Source organism: Leptolyngbya sp. FACHB-8 (genome assembly GCF_014695575.1).
Taxonomy (GTDB): domain Bacteria; phylum Cyanobacteriota; class Cyanobacteriia; order Elainellales; family Elainellaceae; genus Vacuolonema.
The window spans coordinates 40,810-60,296 of record NZ_JACJOO010000008.1 but is presented as its reverse complement, the minus strand read 5'-3'; the positions used below and the strand labels follow the sequence as shown (position 1 = coordinate 60,296).

Sequence of the window (19,487 nt, the reverse complement as noted above, 5' to 3'; positions counted from 1 at the left end):
CCAGGGATACAACGTTGTCGTTAAGGTGTGGGCCGGGCCTGCAGGAGCGTGTCCGGCACCAGCACCGGCGTGGATAAACCAAACCAGGCGAGGTTTTGCACGTAATAAGCATTGGGGTTATCCCAGATGCCATTTTGGTAAGTGGATAGAAGTTTGGGGTGGAGTTCAGCGGCGATCGCCGGGTCCACCACCTGGAACGCTGCGTAGAGCATGGCGTACTGGGCGGTTGCCTCGTAGGGCACTAGGGGTTTTCCGGCTAGATCAATGCGAGCGGGAATTTGCTGCTCTGCCTTCCATAAGGATTTGGGATGGTCAAGGCTCTGGCGTAGAAATGCGATCGCCCGCTCCTCCTTAAACCACTGGGCGTCTAACGTGACCCGCCACCAGACCCGGTAGGCATCAAACCCATACTGAGAGGACAACGACTCCTGATTGAGGACCGGTTGAACACTTTGGGTGCGAAGGTTGACCCGAACCCAGTCGCTGGGCAACCCGACATTCGAGAGCGTGGCAGCATTTTCTAACAAGCCATAGCTGTCCTCCACGAGCCGCATCCAATCATGGGTGTCATCCACCTGGGCAAACAGCCGAAATGCTGAGGGAAACAAGTAGGAGGGGTTGAGGAGAACCTCGTCGGGTTGGGGGCGGAACGCCTGTGCCGGGCCGGGAAGCAGGTAGAGAGTATTGCTTTCGTCAATGACGGCTTGTTGCCACAGATCCTTGAGTTTGGTACGGGCCAGCGTTAGGTATTCGGGCTGATTCCAACGGCGGGAGGCGAGGATGAGGGCGGCGATCGCATCCACATCGGCATCGCTGGCAAAATTGGCATCAATCGTGCCCCAGCTCTGATCCGGCTTCTGGCCCCACTTCCAGGCCCAGAGTGAATCTACCTGGCGATCGCCCTGCCACCGTTGCAGGTTGCTCTCGGCCCAGGCAAGGGTTTTCTCAAAAGTTTCGGGGTCATCCATCCACACGGCTCGGAGCATGGCGTAGGCTTGCCCTTCAGAAACGGTGCGGCTCTGGCTCTCCCAATCAATCACGCGGCCATCGTTCTGGATGAACCGTTGTTTGTAGGCTTGCCAGCTCTCTTTCAAAATGGTCTGGTCCGCGTCAGATAACCCGGCCAACCAGGGTTCTGCGGACAATGCTGCACCATTCGATGTGGGTGAGGCCGACGCTGTACTGGTTTCTGGTGGGGGTGTGGTATTAGAAGCTTTTGCCTGATCCTGGACGTTGACGCATCCTGTTAAGCCCCAACCCATCACGCCAATCAGTGACCAGCCCATCAACGAAAGGGTCAGCCTCATGGGGGAATTCGGTTTATGAAACGCCCAGAATGTGCGGGCGATGCTCGACCATCCAAATGATTTCGGCATGGAACAAATTAACCCGACCTGCTCATGGTTATAATTGCGGATTTTTGGATCTAAAGAAGATGTTTGAGGCCTACTTTGTAATCTCTTAATGAAAACGTTAGGTAATTCCAACGAAACATTAAATCCGCTCAATATGGATAACTCGTATAGATAGCTTTTAAAGCTGTCTATCAACCAAAAGGCTTATTTCCTAGTAGTTTATTCAATAAAACTACAAATGGATAAAATCTAAATTAAGATCTGTGATCCTTGCTAGACAAGGAATAGAGAAAATTTTGCCGACTGAAGCCATAGCTCAATCTGGCCTTCTACTTTTAGAGATTGATATGACAAAAAGCATGGAATTTTTCAAAAAATAACTACTTTTCACTTTGTATCCTCCTAAAGACATATTCAGGGGTAGCCGAAAGTAGGAGATTTGCAATATCTCCACAATGGGTGTTGAAGGGTGGTATTTTCTGTTAGCTAATCTTGATGTTGCTGTACGAATTTAAGTCGTGTTTTTCGGCAGAAGGGCTATAGCAGCCCTTCTGAATCATTTATAAGGAGAGCCAGTTAGAAAACAGCTTGCTAGGGGCGTCGAATAAGTAGAGAGGCGATCGCCCTCCGCCTTCTAATACCGCTCCCACGGGGGTTGAAATCCCCGTTGTTGCAACATGCCTTCCTCAATCCGCTGAACTTCTGCGGCAAGGGCCGGATTGACACTTCCGGTAGCTGCCTGTTCTTGCTGCAACCCTTGCAGTTGTTGCCGTGCTTCCATGGGCCGCCCCTGGGCAGCCTGTAGTTGAATGCGAGCCGTGCGGGCTGTCATGTTTTGGGGATTGAGGTCGAGAACTTCGCTATAAAGCCGCTCGGCCTCCTGAAATTGCCGCTGCTGGAATCGCACCCCAGCGAGAGCCGATAGGGCATCGGCATTATTGGGATCTCGAGCCAAAATCCCCTCGTAGGTTTCACTGGCCAGGGTTAGGTTTCCTAACTGCTGAGCCAGTTGCCCCTGCACAAAGTAACCCCCCAGGTTATCGGGGTCCTGGGCAATCAACTGGCGGATGAGCGCTTCTGCCTCGGCTGGGTTACGCAGTGCAATCACCTGGGCCAACCGTAGCTGTAGCCCCGTATCCGTTGGGTTAGCAGCTAAAAGCTGCCGATACAGGTTCTCCTGCTGAGGATTGGGAGGCAGAATACTGACCAGGCTCACCAACTCCGGCGATACCTCAGCATTCGGCGTTTGCAACCAGGCTGTAAGATACGCTGTCGCCTGAGCTTCAGAGATCAGATTGGCCTGGTAAGCGAGGCTGGCCCGTCCCAATTGCCGGTTGAAATCTTGAGGATTACGGGCTACCAGTTGGTCATAAATAGCCAGGGCTTCCCCCACTCGCCCCTGTTGTTGCCGGATGCCGGCCAGTCCTTGCAACGCTCCATCAATTGCAGCAGGGTCAGTAATGCCGCTGGTCAGCAGGCTGGTATAGCGTTGGGCCGCTGCCTCTAGGTTGCCCTCCTTCTGATCGATGGCGGCCATCAGGAGTAAGATGCCGTTCATGTTCCGGCTTCCAGCAGGTGTCGCAGAGTAGGACGCCAACAGGGCTCTTGCTCCTGCCAAGTCATTCGTCTGAATGCGCATTTGGGCCATGCGGAAGGTCAGCAGGGGTTCATTCACCCCTGCCCCCTGGAGTGCCTCAAATAACGGCAGCAATTGGGGATCGGGTGGATCGAGAAGGACGAGAGCCTGGGCGATCGCTCGCAACTGCCCTGCTTCTCCTGGCAAGGTTGGAAATGTCTGCTGCAACTGCTGAGCCAGAGCCGAACGAGACAATCGCCCCGCCTGGGTCGCCAGCACCAATCGACGGATCTGCAAACCATAGTCGTTGGGCTGTTGTAAGACCAGTTGCTCGTAAAGCTGCAAAGCCAACAACCGTTCTGAAGGGATGCCGCTCAGGACATCGGCAGCTTCTCGGGCGATCGCCGTGTCCACCGTCGGTGCTTCCGTCAACACCTGCCGATAGAGCGCCGCCACCTCCGCCTGGTAGCCCGGTTGCAATGCAGCCATACTATTGAGCGCCCGAGCTAAATCCAATCGGGCATCCTGCCGCCCTCGCAGGGGAGCAACGGTGGCTTCCGCCTGAGCTAATTGCCCCAGGTCGGCGTAGGCGATCGCCAATGCCGAGCGTAGTCGAATTGCATTCTCATCTAACCGTTGGGAGCGGCGCAGTTGGGCATCTAGCAGGGCCGCTGCCTGAGCCGGATCGCCTGTTTCTCGCAGGGCCACCGCATAGGCAAGTGTGCTACTGGGGGAAAGCGTAGCTCCCTGGGCTCGCAGGCGATTAAATAACTCCAGGCCACGGGCCGGATCACCGCCATAGGTGTAAACTTCTGCCGCTGTGCTGAGAACGGCTGGATCAGGGTTTTGGGCGATGACTCGATCGTAATCAGCGATCGCCTCGGCTAATCGCCCCTGGTAAAAGTACAGCTTGGCCCGCTGAGCGCGAGCTTCTGTATTATTTGGCTCCCGTTGCAATAGGGTTGTCAGGGCTTCAATGCCTCGGGCCTGCCACTCGGGGCGGTACTCGCCCAATAACCCAATACTGGAGAGGGCCAGCGTATTGCCGGGGTCTAGTTGCAATACGCGCTCGTAAGCTTGCAACGCATCCGCATCACGGCCGGCCCGGCGATAGGCGATCGCCACCCCCAACTGTCCTTCCAAAGATTCGGAGTTTTGCCGCAGATAGCGCTCAAACTCGCTAATTGCCTGATCGACCAATCCCCGTCCTAGCAAACCGTAAGCTCGCTGAAGGGCTGCGGGGATCGGGGTGGTCTGAGCGATAGTCAGGTCTGGGCTTGCCTGAGCCAGCCCGACGATGGGTGAACCGACGATGATGCTGGCTATGGCCACGCCCATCAGGGTTGGAACCCCTTTATAAGCTTGCATCATGCTCTGCCTACCTTGATCTGGGTGTAATGTCAAAATCCGTGCGAACCCGCAACCCTGCAATAGTTTCTGAGAAATCATCAATCTGTTGCAGGGTAAATCCTAGTCGCAAATTGGGTAAGACCGGGAAGTCGTAGAAAAGCTCCAGGGCATCCGGCACGGGATTATTGCGATCGCGGTTCACCTCATCCGAGAGGTTGCGACCATAGGCCACTCCCAGGCGATCGTTCTGCATCAGTAGATCCAGGAAGCTGAAACCAAAGCTATAGGTATCGGCCTCAAAATCATCTCCCAGGCTATTGAGTTGGCCGTAGCGCGCAAACAATCCCAGGTTAAGGTCGGGGATAAACGTCTCTGCGTTCAGGCCGTAAGCTTCCAGGCGATCAGAATCGGCATCACCGGAAATATCAGTGTCACGCGAGGAGACATAGGTGCCTCGCAAAATGGCGTTCCCCACCCGAAAGCCCAGTTCTCCCGCAAAGCCATCCAGTTGAAAATCTCCAATACTTTCACCGGAAGAGAACCCTGCAACTCGTGCTTCCAGGTTGTCATTGAGGCTCCAGTTCACCACAACCCCAGGACGCGAGTCGATGTTGGCCGCAGCTAACGCCGGATTAGTCTGAAAGATGTCGTTAAAAAACTGGCTCGCTCCATCCTTCGCAAAGCTGTTGCGATCGAAGTAGGACGTGAGATCTACCTGACCCACTGTAAAACGAAGGTTAGGCACGCTCTCAGGAGCCACAGTTACATAGAGTTCATTAATATCAACCCCTTCATCCCCCAGGTCGGTAATCTCTTCATCCCCGGTAATCACGTCCAGGGTGCCGCCCACCACTACTCGGGGACTGAGGGGATACACCGCTGCTAACCGGGCTCGGGCTGAGAAGTCGTCGGCTGCATAGATGGCAACCCCCTGAAAACCCAGAGAGGGGGGCGTCAGAGCACTTGTGGGAATTGTGGGTTCAGGAGACTGAACCACTGATGCCGGAGGGGGCGCAACTCCCGGAGCCACCGCCGGGGCTCCATAGGTTGTTGCCGCGGGATACCCCGGAATCCCATAACCTGCTTGAGTGGGTGCAACCGTCGGATTTGGGTATCCCCCTGGGGTTGCATAAACCATGGGAGGGGGATAGCCCGCCGGGACTCCATAAACCACGGGAGTTGGAGCCGCCATTGGTGCTGGGTAAGCTCCAGGCGTCGCATAAACCATAGGAGCTGGGGCCGCCATTGGAACTGGATAAGCCCCAGGAACTGGATAAGCCCCAGGAGCGGGATAAGCCCCAGGAGCGGGATAAGCCCCAGGAGCGGGATAAGCCCCAGGAGCGGGATAAGCCCCAGGCGTTCCATATACAGGTACTGAATTCGCAGGAACCGGATAGGCTACTGCCGGAGTTCCAGAAGCCAGCGGTGCTGAGGGATACAGCGGGATCGCACCGGGTGTTGTAGGCGGCACGACCAGAACATAAACCGGGGCCTGGGCCGAGGCTGGGTCGGGGGGAGCTTCAAAGACCTCCTCTCGAAAAGTGGGTATAGAAGCGGGAATCGGGGGCGGGGGTGGTAAAGTTTGGGCGATCGCCTGCCCCCATTGCACCTGCACCGTTCCTGAAGATGGGGCCCCTACGGGAGTTGCCGTTGTAACAGGCGAGACCGGGGAAGGTGGAACGGATGCACTGGACGGTAGAACCTCAATCTGTGGGAGTGATTGAGCAATGATTACCGGAGTCGGTACGGCTGAAGCTGTAACCTGTGTAGCGGTATTCAAGGCAGAAGCCTCTACCTGCCTATCAGAGACAGATGCTTCTACGGGCGGTGCGGTAACATCTTGCACCAGAGCGACAACAGAATTTGGGTCAGAACCCGGCGAAGCAGGCAATGACTCAGCTGCACCTTGAGGGTTTTCCGTGAAAAACGGCTCCTCTAGCCCATTAGCCAGGACAGGGAGCTGCCAGATGTTCGTGATAACAAGGGTTAAAGCCAGGGGAGTTGAAAGGCTCAGCCAATAAGAAATACGAGTGATAGGAGCCAACCAGACATATTGTTTCATCTGTTTATCCACAGAACGGCACACGGCTGAGAGAAACTCCTAAAATGCAAGTATTTATCTTTACAATTGGGGCTTTAGCGCGCGCCCCATAATCGAGATGCTGCGGCATTTTTGGAAAGGCGCATTTCAGTGGCATACGTATATTAGAAATTGAGTTACCTGATTGTTGTCGCACCCTGAATACACCATGTTTCTACTCAAACCCCTCTCAGTGCTCCTTAAATGTTTGCTTGTAGTGGTGAGCTTGTGGGCGATCGCCGGATGCACCTCTATTCCTCTGTCAAGCCCATTTGTCTCACGAGAACCCGTCGACGTCAATCTCAGTATCGATGCAGTAGAAGCCACAGAAACCGGAGGGGTTTACCGCCTAACGGGCCATACTAATCTACCGGAAAGCACAAAACTGAGCCTGTCGGCCATTCGTCGTCTGGACACGACGGAAGCTGCGTCCTTTAACCAAGAACCCAGCTACACCATCCTCGACCGCCAGATCACCACCGTTCAGCAGGGAACCTGGGAAGCGGCCTTAAATCTGTGGCGCGTTGCCCCCTCTGGCCAGTACCAGGAAGCCTGGCAACTGGAGGCGAAAAACTTGGGTGTTGCGCCCAAGCCTTCGGAAACTGTGCTGTTTCAGGCTACCCTTGAACCAACCCAGCAATCTCAGAACCTGGAGTCAGCCCTGGAGCGATCGCGCGTTCTATTACGGGGCGATCGCGTTCGCTTTACGCCCGATGGCGAGGTCTACGTCTATACCAGTCGAGATCTAACCATTGCTCTCCCGACAGGTCGTACGACGCCCCCTGTAGCGCAGCAGCCAGCTTCACCTCCTGTTAATCAGGCAGCTCAACCCAGCCCTGCGCCACTCACGTTGGACGCCACCAGTGCACCCCTTAACCCTGATGAAATGTTGCGATAAAGCGTAACCATTCCGGGTTGTACCATCGAGCTAGGCAGCCCGGATGTTCTGCTTTTCTGCACTGTGTTCTAATACACTGTGCTTTTCTACTTCAGCCATCAGAACTTTGATCTGGTGCAGAAGTTCACTGACGGTTTGGTTGCTAGCAGCAGTCTGCTGGGGAAGATGGGCTTCCTCAGAGCGGGTCTGGCGCAGGTAACCGGTGTACGCCTGTGCTCCTGGCATAGCCATCCGTGCTTTTTCCAGCACTTGCTTGTGGCTCGTGCTGTTCAGTGTGTTTCCAGATGTGGCGGAAGTAGACAAACTATGTAGCATGGGCTGAGACGAGTGGGTGTCAACGTTAGGTGACACAGCCTTCACCGGGTGATCCGGCCCTGTAGAGCCGTTGTAAACGACCGTGAAGCTAGATGTCTCCAGGCCAGAGCCAGATGACAAGAGAGGTTGTTCTTCAGCTTCTAGAAAATAGCCCAACGAGGACGACTGTAATCGCGCATCTGAGAACCGGAGTTCTTCAATCAACGCTTCTTTTTCACGTAGATGTTGCTGTAAAACCGAAATTTGTTCTTCAGTGCGAACTGATTTTCGGGCAGACATCCGCCATCCCAGTAATGTCGCACTAGTCAAGCCAATGCCGAGGCTACAGGCTGTAGTGAATCCCAAATAAGGTACTGCCAGCTCTTCAATACTTCCTTGGTAGACGGGTTGCCCCTTCAACTCAACAAGTACAGGTTCTTTCGGCACAGAAACGAACGGTAAGGCCAGAGCCGTGAAAACGGCTCCTGACAGAAGTGTCGCGGGAACTAAAACACGATGGAATAAGGAAGGCATAGCGGTAAATGTGGATAGATATGCAGGGATCCGAGAAAGGAAATTGCCCATCCAGGTTTGGACAAGCCAAACTCATACAGTTAGCCAGGACCTTCTCAACGCTGTCCTTGAACAACCTGGTAAAGATACCGAGATTGTTATGTGCAAGTGTATCGGTAAATATATGGAGCTAGATTTAGGCAATGTGAACTTTCAGGCCGATATGTGAACTTCCTGTTAACTTGCCTCTTGGAAATCCAAAAAATGCTTGATAGTGAAGGGTTTTAGAAGAAGTAGATTTTCAATATCTTTCTAACTTAGAAATAATCTTTATTGGAAATAGTAATAAATTTTGTTTCCCTTTTGATAATCTCCGTCTTTAGGCGGATGGGCTGGTCTAAAGCATGTAATAAGGCAATTGCTTCTTAAGCTGAAGTGCTTGCTATACAAATACTTCACCGAATGTGTCTAGTAGCGTAAGTGGGTTTTAATGTAGCGAGTTATATGAGTAATTCTTGTTTTATTCATAAGCACTATTTTAGATATAGCTTATTTAGAAGTAATAGTTTTTGAAGAGTTTTATATCTAAACGGCACCTGTCTAAAGTCAGATTTTGCACGTGAAATTGCCTGTTAAGGCATAGGTGGAGAAGTTTGCTAGCTGCCTCAGCAATAACACGTAGATTTATTGGCTTAGTAAGCGGCAACTTTTTTATTTTTTTACGTCTTTATCAAGAGATGGCTTGTTCAGGGCCTGTCCACTACAGCAGTTGGCGAGGGCATCAGCATGAGCATGTTGACGAGACGGCGATCGCACAACCCGAAATGGCCTCCCCCTTATGGCAACCTTGCCCCATGGCGTCGGCTAGTTGAGCGTTTTCTATTACCCGGTGTACTGGCCTTTGGCCTCGTTGTCTTTAACGCCTGGTGTAGCGTTCCGATGCAAAACAACTCAGTATTGCCTCCCCTATCTACTCAAGGGGAACGCATCGTTGACGCCCAAAATCAACCTGTCCTCTTGCGGGGTGTGAACTGGTTTGGCATAGAAACTGAAACCCAAGCTCCCCACGGCCTTTGGGCACGCGACTATAAAGACATGCTGAGTCAGATTCGTCAGCAGGGGTATAACGTCATCCGGTTACCCTATTCTGTCCAAGGATTGCGGAGCGATCGCACCAACAGCATCAACTTCAGCATCGGCAGTAACCGTGAACTGGAAGGCAAAACTCCCCTGAAGGTGATGGATGCCATTATCCAGGAAGCAGGCCGCCAGGGTTTAATGATTCTGCTGGATAGTCACCGCCTCAACAATCAGCGTATTCCCGAGCTCTGGTATGGTGACGGGTTTACCGAGGAGGATTGGATTAACACCTGGACGATGCTGGCAGAGCGTTATCGCGACCAGCCGAATGTGATCGGGGCAGACTTAAAGAACGAACCCCATGGAGCAGCAAGCTGGGGGACAGGCGATCGCGCGACAGATTGGCGTCTGGCTGCTGAGCGGGCCGGTAACGCCATCCTCCAGGTCAACCCTAACTGGCTGATTGTCGTAGAGGGAGTGGAACGCAATGTACCGGGGCAACGGTTATCGGCGCACTGGTGGGGTGGCAATCTTGAAGGGGTACGAGACAACCCGGTGCGGTTGTCTGTGAACAACAAATTGGTTTACTCGCCCCATGAGTATGGCCCAGGAGTAATCAATCAGGCCTGGTTCTCAGAGTCCACCTTTCCCCAAAACCTGATAGAACGATGGGAAACGGGTTTCAATTACATTGCTCGGCAGGGTATCGCCCCAGTCTTGATTGGTGAGTTTGGTGGACGACAGGTGGATGAGCGATCGCCCGAAGGCGTCTGGCAACGGCAACTCGTGACTTATATTCAGCAAAATAATCTGCACTTTACTTACTGGAGTTGGAATCCCAATAGCAGTGATACTGGCGGGATTCTGCTGGATGACTGGCAAACAATCGATGCTCCTAAGCAGAATCTCCTCAATCAGCTTCTCCCCGTCTCTGGTTACAGTGGTTCCTCTTCACCCTCACCCACTCCCTCCACTTCTCCTACTCCCCCTACTCCGAGTCCATCCCCCAGTCCCACTATTAACCCTGGTTCTTCACCTGATATGAGTTTGCAAGTCATAACGCAAATTCAATCGGATTGGGAAACGGGTTTCTGTGTTGCCTTTCAAGTCCGTAATAGCGGCACAACCCCCGTGAATAATTGGCACCTGCGATTTCAGATGAATCAAGCAACGATTAACAATAGTTGGAATGGTACTTTTAATCGCCAGGGTAGCGATTACACGGTAGAGGCACCGGACTGGGGACGGACACTTGAGCGCGATCGCTCAGTAGATATGGGCTTCTGTGCTAACAAGACTGGCAGTGATTACCAGCCGCGTCAAGTTCGGGTTGAATTGATGTAATTTTCGAGTGCCGTGCGTCGCGCGGCACTCGAAAATACCATTTTGACGTGTATTCTGTTCATGCCATAATAAGCACTTCAGTTTGTTGCTTATTATGGCTATTCAACTCAGTTCGATATAACTGAAATCTATCTTTAGTTTTGGATTATGCTGTTGAAATTCCTCTAACTGATAGGTGAATTCTTCTAAAGAATACCGTCTAATGAGGTGTTTCATTCTATAGCTATTTAGAGCGAAGCAAATGCCTCAATCTCTTGCTCCGCTTTCTCTATATCAAACATCAATTCCTAAAGAGCCAGAACCGAAGCGACTGGCCTGGCTAGAAGGCATTCGGATCATTTCTGCTGTCATGATTTTGCTATATCATGCCCAGCTGTATTTCGGAAATTATGCATTCACACCGCAGCCCACTGGATTGCTTCACAATCTAGAAAATTTATTGGAGATGGGCGATCGCACGGGTATTCCACTACCCATGCGAATGGTTGCGATTCCATTTTGGTTTGGCTTTCAGTTTCTAGATATCTTTATCTTGATGAGTGGCTTCAGCCTGGTGCTTTCTTTAAAGCGACAACCATTAGCCACAGGTCAATTTCTTAAGCGTCGCCTATTGCGTCTACTCTTTCCTTTCTGGACAGTCGCATGGTTGTCCTATCCCGTATTGTGGATAATTGGAACGCTAACAAATAGTTATAAGCCTGATGCATGGCATAGCTTCACAGGCCTAACCTTTCCGCTCACGATGGACTATCGGGGCACCTTGCTCCTTTCCACCAGTGGTCCCTGGTGGTTTATTCCTCTGGTTATTAGTTTTACTCTGGTTTTTCCCCTCCTCTGGCATCTGCTACAGCGTTGGGGTGTCCGTAATCTCCTATTACTGAGCTTGCTGCTAACGATCGTCTATCGAATTCTGGCTATCTATGTATTCGATGGGCATCCTACTTACGTTGTCATCGATACACCCGCTCATGAAGCTCCCTTTCAGCTATTTTTATCGAAACTTTGTACCTTTGTTGCTGGAATGGCGATCGCAGTAGCTTATCAAAAGGGACGTGGGCCTATTTTTTGGAGCCAACGTCGAGCTCTTATAATGGGTAGCCTGCTTTATATAGCAGGGTTTACTTGCCAGTTTTATCGGGTAGGTTGGGTTATTGTGGATCTGCTATTACCTCTAGGTTTAGCATTACTTTCCATGGTGCTGACTCGGCATATCAGCAGTATTGCATGGCTACAGCCCGGTTTAATTCGCTTAGGCGCTTGCAGTTACAGCTACTTCCTCATTCATAATTTTGTGGTTGACCGCACCTTAAACCTAATTGTGCAAGGCGATCTAGTGCGTTACCTGGTGCTACTACCTGTCATGATTGGACTAACCTTGATATTAGCGGTTGGAGTAGACGCCATCTGTCCTGCCTTCCAACAACTTATCCTAACTATTTGGCATTCAATTGACTCAACTTTGTGTCGCCCTTCTCAAAAAATGACAAGGTAGCATTCGGTACTAGACGTGTGATAAGAAGGGGTGAAAGGAGTACGAAGTAACCCTTTCACCCCTTCTTATCACACGTTTGAAACATGACCACAGCATTTTAAGGAGAGTTTAAAAAGGTTGGGTTTCTAGATTCTTCGCATAGAAAACCAACCTTTTTAAACAAGTTCTTCCCCAGGTTTAACTTTGGCGAGTCGGGATCGTGAGCACAAACTCTGTTCCTTGACCGGGAAGCGAATGGCACTGTAATGAGCCTTTGTGCTTCTCCGCTATAATTTGATAGCTGATCGAAAGCCCCATACCTGTACCTTTTCCAATGGGTTTAGTTGTAAAAAAGGGATCAAACAGCCGTTGTTTGACGTGTTCAGGAATACCTATTCCATTATCGATAAAGTGAACACTAACATGGTTTTGATCAACCAACTCCGTACGAATCTGAATTCTGGGAAAGTAGTAAGGTTCTTTTAATTTCGTCGTGTTAGAGTTTTGTGAATTTTGTTCTGCTTCAGCGAGCTCAGAACTTTCTATGAGATCCTGCCTTAGCCCTGAGGTATCTTTTGAGCTTTCTTCTAAAGCATCAATGGCGTTACTGAGAATGTTCATAAAGACTTGATTGAGCTGCCCAGCGTAGCACTCGACTAGCGGCAAATTACTATAGTCTCTAACAACTTCAATTCCCAGTCGATCGCTTTTAGTTTTAATCCGATTTTGCAGGATCATCAGGGTACTATCAATACCTTCATGGATGTTCACCTCCTTCATTTCTGCTTCATCCATGCGTGAGAAGGTTCGTAGAGATGCCACGATTTTTTGAATTCGATCGGCACCTACTTTCATGGAACTCAAAAGCTTTGGCAAATCATCAATTAAAAACTCCAGATCAATAGCATCTGCTTCTGCCTGCACAGTAGGATGAGGGTTTGGGTGATGTTGTTGATAAAGTCTTAATAGGCCTAACAAATCCTGTGTATATTCATTGGCATGTATCAGGTTGCCATAGATAAAGTTCACAGGATTGTTGATTTCGTGGGCAACACCCGCAACAAGCTGTCCTAAACCAGACATTTTTTCGCTCTGAACAAGCTGCATCTGCATTTGCTGAAGTTCCTTGAGAGCATGTTCTAATTGCTCTTTTTGTTGCTGCAATAAAACCTCTGCCCGTTTGCGATCGCTAATATCAAAACTAGTTCCCACGATCCGATAAATTTTCCCCTCACTATTATGTAAAGGGTTTAATGTAGCAATCGACCAAAATTCCTGTTCCTGGAACATCAAGCGCTTTTCATCTGTAACCATGGTTCCTACCTGTAGGCATTGGCTTAAGGCTTGAGTAATTTCTTCTCCGGCCTCTGATCCAAATACTTCCTTAGGTGTTTTACCAGCAACCTCAGCACTCGACAATCCAGATCCCTTAGCTGCATTCGCATTCCAGCCAACATAACGGAATTCACCGTTGTCCAGAACATCTAAAACAAAGATGACATACTCAACATTGTCATAAATGCTACGCAGAAACTGTTCTTGTTCCTGTAACATGGCTTCTGCTTGCTTGCGATCGCTAATGTCTTCGTAAGAACCAAATACACCGATTACCTCTTTGGCGTCATTATGCAGAGGAATTTTGTTGGTTCTAAGCCAGAAAAAGGTTCCATCTTCGCGAACCTGCGATTCCTCATAGTTGACTTTAGGAACATTTGTTTCTATAACAAATTGATCATCGGCTCGATAAAGAGGGGCAGACTCTTTCCAGGCCAACTCAAAATCATCACGACCCACAATTTGCTCTGGTGATTCTAGTCCTGCATCGCGTGCGAAAATTGTGTTACAGCCAAGGTAACGGAAATTTTTGTCTTTCCAAAAAACACGTTGTGGAAATGTATTAATGACCAGTTGCAGCATTTGTTGAGACTGCTGCAATGCTTCCTCGATTTGCTGTCGTTCTCCAATTTCTGATTGGAGGGTTTGATTGATTTGAGCAAGTTCAGCAGTACGTTCTATAATTCTGCTTTCTAGTTCTTCATTCAATTCTTGCAGTTCTGATTCTACTTGTTTCCGTACTGTAATTTCACTACAAACGGCGGCATACTGATAAGGTTTTCCGTTTTGGCCTAAAAACGGCACAACTGTCATATCTATCCAATAGAACGTTCCATCCTTCGCCCGGTTCTGAATCTCACCCTGCCATACTTGGCCCAGGGAGATAGCGGCCCACATTTGTTGAAAGAAAGACTTGGGATGGCACCCAGAATTAACAATGTGGTGGTTTTGTCCAATCAATTCGCTTTTAGAATACTTGGAAATCTCACAGAATTTATCATTAGCGTAAGTAATAGTTCCTTCAGTATCCGTAATAGCTACAATAGAGGACTGATCAAGAGCAAACTTAATATCTGCTAAATCTTTGAGGGATCGCCGTAGTGCATCTTCTGCCTGTTGGTGTTTAGTAATATCTCGTGCAATCTTAGATGCACCAATAATTTGTCCAGTTTCGTCTTTAATAGGAGAAATAGAGAGGGAGATGTGAACTAGCGTTCCATCCTTTCGCCTGCGCACCGTTTCAAAATGTTCGACTCTCTGTCCTTGTTTGATCTGGTCAAGGATTTTAGACCCCTCATCCAATCGATGATCTGGGACAAGTAGATTAACAGAACGCCCAATTATTTCCTCAGCGGAATAGCCAAAAATCCTTTCGGCACTGGCATTCCAGCTTGTAACCGTACCATCCAATGCTTTACCAATAATGGCATCGTCGGAGGATTCAACAATTGCTGCTAAACGCGCTACTGCAATCATTTCTGCGTTCGCAGTTTCTAAGCCTTCAGGTCGCATTTCTATTTCCTTTGAGAAAATAATGAGAGCAATTATTGTGGTACTTTGCTTCAGATTGCCCAAGTCATTAAATAGTCTCCCTTGGTCCGTACTTACTTTAAAATTCTTTACTTTTCCAATACCTTCACCATTTTTTCAAGCTCTTGATTTTGCATATGCGTCGCGTATGCAAAATCAAGGGCTTGAAAAAATGGTGAGTCTGTTATTTTGAATAAGCATTGTTAGAGCACTAATTGGAATAAATCGTGCTAATCAGATACCTACAAAGAGTAATAAGCATTATTTTTTGAAGGATTGATTGATCACCATTAAAAATGGGCAAGCTCTTTCTGTTACCTGTTCTCCAGATTGCAAAATCTAAACCGAATTAGGGCATGTTTTAAAGCTTGCTGAAGGGGTTATTTTTCAGGCGCAAAGCGTACGGAAAAATAACCTTTAAAACGAGCCCTAGTTTCACGCTCGATGCCGCCCCAATTCCGTTGAGCGTGCTGTTTGACGTTTTCGTTTATCTAAAAGTTTGTGTTTGGAGATTTTATGGCAACTTCTTTACCTGCAATCGTTGTCACAACCAATGCCAATGGCGGAGCCGGATCGCTGCGGGCAGCGATCGCCTCAGCTCAAGCAGGGCAAACCATCCGCTTTGCAACCAACCTACGTGGCAGCACCATTACTCTAACGAGTGGGCAACTGGTTGTTAATAAAAATGTGATCATTGATGGTGCAAATGCGCCCGGGTTAACCATTAGCGGAAACCAAACCAGTCGGGTCTTAAAAACGGGCGATAATACCAATGTCACGCTGAGAAATTTGATTATCGCGAATGGCCGTTTAACGGGAAGTGATGACGAAACTGGGGCAGGGGCAGGCATCCGTACAGGGATGGATAGTACGCTGACCCTCAACCGTTGCCAGGTTAATCGCAATACGGCTAGCTACGGTGGTGGTATTTGGACGGGCTATCGAGCACGATTAACCGTGCTAAACAGCAAGTTTGACGGAAATAATGGCAGTGTTGCCGTTGAGGAGCGGGGTGGTGGAGCGATCGCCACCAGCAGCGGTGGTGTCCTAACTGTCCGCGGAAGCAGCTTTGTTAACAATCGCGGTAGCAATGGTGGTGCTATCAATAACCTTCTCACCCAGCTCCTCGTTGAAAACTGCCTGTTTCGCAACAACGACTCGACAGCAGGTGGAGTGAAGGCTGGAACCAGTGGATATGGCGGTGCTATCTATGTCGATGGAGCTGATCCCGATACGGCCCATGATATCCCCAATGCTCCGGGTCGTTCGATCATCATTCGCAATAGTCGAATTGAAGGGAATCGAGGGGCAGGGCAAGGCGGCGGCATTATGCTGTGGATTTACGGGGCCGATAAAGCCCTCGTTGAGAACAGTTCCATTACTGGCAATGCAGTCACATGGGGAGCTGGCGGTGATTCCCTGGGTGGAGGATTGCGGCATGGCAACGGGCAACTAACCATTCGCAACACGACCATTGCCAACAATACGGCCTTATCACAGGGAGGCGGCTTTTGGGTGGGAGGGCGATCGCCCGTCTCCATTATCAGCAGTACCTTTGCCAATAATCGGGCCGACGATGGCCAGGGTAATGGGCTAGGAGGAGCCATGAGCTTTGCGAACAGCCCAGGGTATGCCGTCAACATGACCAATCTGACGATCGCCCGCAACTATGCCGGATTCGGCGGCGGAGCCTTCTGGCCCAATGACACTACTGCAACTCTGGCCAATTCAATCGTTGCCTACAATACCACTGACAACCCCTGGAACCTCAATACCCACACAGGTCGACCATTAACCGATGGCGGGCATAACATCCAGTTTCCTGGTCCTCTGGCTACCAATGATGTGAAAGTGACGGCTGGAGTTCGTATTGTTGACCCCAAACTAGCGCCTCTCGCCCCTAACGGTGGGCTCGGCTCAAGCTATAACCTCTTGTCTGGTAGTGCTGCGGTGAATACGGCTGGTAACGCTCCTAGCCGTGACCAGCGTGGCATTACACGGGATGGCACAGCCGATGTTGGAGCTGTTGAATTTACGGCCCGGCGCACGTTTCAAGGGGGAGCAAGCAATGATTTTCTCGTTGGAACAACGGCTGGAGATGTACTCCTGGGGGCTGAAGGGAGTGACGTATTGATGGGTGGCGCAGCTCGCGATCGCCTTACAGGGGGATTGGGAGCTGACGTCTTCCTCTACGGGGGGAGTAGCGAAGCGGTAGCGCTTCGGCAGTCCCGTGGCACTACAGTGGATTGGATTACGGACTTTAATGCAGTAGCAGGCGATCGCATTCTTCTCGATGTGAATGATGATTGGATCGGCGATCGCCCCCGATCGTTATCTAATGCTGGCAGGGTTAGTGGCGGTACTTTGGCTGAAGCAAGGCAGGCCGCCTATACCGATAAAAATCAAAGCCAGCTGGGTAATCAACAGCTACTCGCTCGTGAAGCCGTCTTTTTTAGTTGGAATAACCATACCTATCTAGCGGTTAATAACGGTAATCCTGCTTTCTCGGCCAATGATGATTTATGTGTCGACATGACGGGTATCCGCATGGCAGGTACCGATTCAGGGGCAGGTGTACTGGCGACCAGTAACTACTTTGGCTAACTAAGGAGATTTCCAGTAATGAAATTACCCCCAGAATGTTGGTGCTTTGCCCGCGAAGCGGGCAAAGCACCAACATTCTGGGTAAATTCTTATGCAGAAACCTCCTAAGTCACTATCGCTGATAATTTGTACCAGAAGGAGATAGGGCAAAGCCCTACCTCCTTCTGATTAGGAAGTAATAGCCTTCCCACGCCAGTTCAAGCTATTTCGATTGAGTTGCTGTAAGTAAGAGTCAGGTTGCTCAATCACACGATTTGCAAGAGCGATCGCCTGCTCTAACTGCTCCTCAGTCAATTGCTTATAAGCAGGATTGCGTTTGCGATCCAGCACTTCATACCAGCAGCGACCAAACAGGTTATCCAGAATAATCCGCTGAAAGCAATGATTATAGCAAACGGGAAAATTGCGGGATTTTGCTAGCTGCGGTAGAGCGTGATTTGTAAGCTCAAGATACTGCTTGCGGAGTTGAGTCAGGCGATCCATGGTGTGTAGAGGTTGAAGAAAGCAAATATTCGGTGTTCTGGTGTTCGTGCCTCCACTGTTCTGCTTGTTGACGGATTTGTTGTAACTCTTCTGATGAAATACGTTCTAAATTACGTAGAATTTGTATCATCCGTGAATTGTTCTTTAATTTCTCGTAGTGCCTCGATAGAAAATCCCAGTACATAAAGTTAAATGGGCAGGCGGTCTCGCCAGTTCGGCTGCGGGGGTTATAAGTACAGCGTTTGCAATAGTCACTCATGGTATTGATGTAGTTTGCGGAAGCTGCATAGGGCTTCGAGGCCATCATGCCACCATCCGCATACTGGCCCATGCCAATTACGTTAGCTTGCATCACCCAGTCATATCCATCAATAAATGCTGCATGAAACCAATCCTGCAACTCTTGGGGAGAAATACCAGCAATTAAGGCGAAGTTGTTCAGCACCATTAACCGTTGAATGTGGTGAGCATATCCTGTTTCTTTCACCTGTTGAAGAACATGGTGTAAACAATTCATCTGGGTATCACCCGTCCAGTAAAAGTCGGGAAGAGGCTGCGTGTGGTTAAACCAGTTACGCTCAGGATAGTCTTCACCCATGTAGATGTAGATGCCGTGCATATACTCACGCCACCCGAGAATCTGCCTGATAAATCCTTCTACACTACTCAACTCCCAGGTATTGCGGTTGATGTAATACGCTTCCTCTGCAGCTTGCACCACTTCTAATGGATGCAGAAGTCCAAGATTCAAGTAGGGCGATAACATGGCGTGCCACATCGTTTGCTCCCCCGTCACCATAGCGTCCTGGTAGGGGCCAAAGTTAGACAAGCGTGTTTCGATGAAGAAGCGAAGGACTTGCAACGCTTGTTGGCGAGTGACACCCCATTGAAACGTTTCAATCTGCCAGTAAGCTTGGCTATCCTTAAATGCTGGAGATTGCTTGACCCAATCAATAACCTCTTGGGTAATCGTATCGGGCTCAAACCAGAGGGCTTCAGGCAACGTCAATTTGCCCTTTGGCGGTTTGCGATTCTCTCGGTCGAAGTTCCAGCGGCCACTGGTCGGATGCTCTCCATCCATCAAAATTTTGAAGCGTTGCCGTCCCTCACGGTAAAAGTCCTCCATCAAAAGGCGTTTGCGCGATCGCGCCCAGTTCACAAACTCCTGATCCTGCCAGATAAAGCGGTTGTTGGGGGTAAAGGTAACAATACAGGGCAAGTTGAGCGACTGAATGAGTTTCGCAAACGGACGATCAGTTGGCGTCATCACCCGCAGTTCGGTAATGCGATATTGCTCAATCCATTTCAATAGGGGCGTTTCGAAGTCTTCTGATTGAACATAGCTTACTGGCCATCCATCCTGTCGCAGTTCCTCAGCAAAGTGACGCATGGCTGACCACACCAGCACCAGTTTTTGCAAATGATAGGGTAACTGTTGAGCGTGACGCATCGATTCAATGAAGAAGACAGGCGTTTGCTGAGGCTGTTGCACACAGCTTTGCAGTGCTGATTGCCCTGTCCAAAGTTGATCGCCCAGTACCCAAACACCCGTTACCATCGATTCAAAATCCCGC

Annotated in this window: 11 protein-coding genes; 4 read left to right on the top strand and 7 right to left on the bottom strand. The window is 49.9% G+C overall.

Annotated elements, in window-relative coordinates; translation table 11 throughout:
- Nucleotides 1-20: 20 nt before the first annotated feature.
- The 3 genes from H6F91_RS01405 to H6F91_RS01395 form a co-directional block, all read right to left on the bottom strand.
- Complete coding sequence (locus H6F91_RS01405) at nt 21-1,307, bottom strand: glycosyl hydrolase family 8 (RefSeq protein WP_190773457.1); 1,287 nt, start codon at nt 1,305-1,307, stop codon at nt 21-23.
- 682 nt (nt 1,308-1,989) lie between these two features.
- A complete protein-coding gene (locus tag H6F91_RS01400; RefSeq protein ID WP_190775676.1) occupies nt 1,990-4,302 on the bottom strand; it encodes a tetratricopeptide repeat protein in 2,313 nt (770 codons plus the stop codon).
- 7 nt (nt 4,303-4,309) lie between these two features.
- Complete coding sequence (locus H6F91_RS01395) at nt 4,310-6,343, bottom strand: hypothetical protein (protein WP_190775675.1); 2,034 nt, start codon at nt 6,341-6,343, stop codon at nt 4,310-4,312.
- A gap of 187 nt (nt 6,344-6,530) precedes the next feature.
- Here H6F91_RS01395 and H6F91_RS01390 point away from each other — a divergent pair, with 187 nt between their 5' ends.
- A complete protein-coding gene (locus tag H6F91_RS01390) occupies nt 6,531-7,259 on the top strand; it encodes a hypothetical protein (RefSeq protein ID WP_190775674.1) in 729 nt (242 codons plus the stop codon).
- A gap of 30 nt (nt 7,260-7,289) precedes the next feature.
- Here the strand turns inward: H6F91_RS01390 and H6F91_RS01385 are convergent, their stop codons facing one another.
- Entirely contained in the window at nt 7,290-8,087 is a 798-nt protein-coding gene (locus tag H6F91_RS01385; protein WP_190775673.1) for a hypothetical protein, read from the bottom strand.
- Between the two features lie 918 nt (nt 8,088-9,005).
- On the opposite strand from H6F91_RS01385, the gene H6F91_RS01380 reads away from it, so the two are divergent.
- Both H6F91_RS01380 and H6F91_RS01375 read left to right on the top strand, forming a co-directional pair.
- Nucleotides 9,006-10,490 carry a cellulase family glycosylhydrolase gene (locus H6F91_RS01380; RefSeq protein WP_347279997.1) on the top strand — a complete coding sequence of 495 codons (1,485 nt, stop codon included), beginning with the start codon at nt 9,006-9,008 and terminating at the stop codon, nt 10,488-10,490.
- 241 nt (nt 10,491-10,731) lie between these two features.
- Nucleotides 10,732-11,982 (top strand): acyltransferase family protein, encoded by a 1,251-nt coding sequence (locus H6F91_RS01375; RefSeq protein ID WP_190789192.1) that lies wholly within the window; start codon nt 10,732-10,734, stop codon nt 11,980-11,982.
- Between the two features lie 177 nt (nt 11,983-12,159).
- Here the strand turns inward: H6F91_RS01375 and H6F91_RS01370 are convergent, their stop codons facing one another.
- Nucleotides 12,160-14,808, bottom strand: coding sequence for a PAS domain S-box protein (locus tag H6F91_RS01370; RefSeq protein WP_190775671.1), 2,649 nt, complete (start codon nt 14,806-14,808; stop codon nt 12,160-12,162).
- 534 nt (nt 14,809-15,342) lie between these two features.
- Here H6F91_RS01370 and H6F91_RS01365 point away from each other — a divergent pair.
- On the top strand, nt 15,343-17,430 hold the full coding sequence (locus H6F91_RS01365) for a bluetail domain-containing putative surface protein (protein ID WP_190775670.1): 2,088 nt from the start codon (nt 15,343-15,345) through the stop codon (nt 17,428-17,430).
- Between the two features lie 168 nt (nt 17,431-17,598).
- Here the strand turns inward: H6F91_RS01365 and H6F91_RS01360 are convergent, their stop codons facing one another.
- Both H6F91_RS01360 and H6F91_RS01355 read right to left on the bottom strand, forming a co-directional pair.
- Nucleotides 17,599-17,913: a hypothetical protein gene (locus H6F91_RS01360; protein ID WP_190770432.1), complete on the bottom strand. Its 315-nt coding sequence runs from the start codon at nt 17,911-17,913 to the stop codon at nt 17,599-17,601.
- Nucleotides 17,876-19,471, bottom strand: a complete 1,596-nt coding sequence (locus H6F91_RS01355; protein ID WP_190770433.1) for a cryptochrome/photolyase family protein — start codon at nt 19,469-19,471, stop codon at nt 17,876-17,878. The genes H6F91_RS01360 and H6F91_RS01355 overlap by 38 nt, the downstream gene beginning before the upstream one ends.
- Nucleotides 19,472-19,487 lie beyond the last annotated feature (16 nt).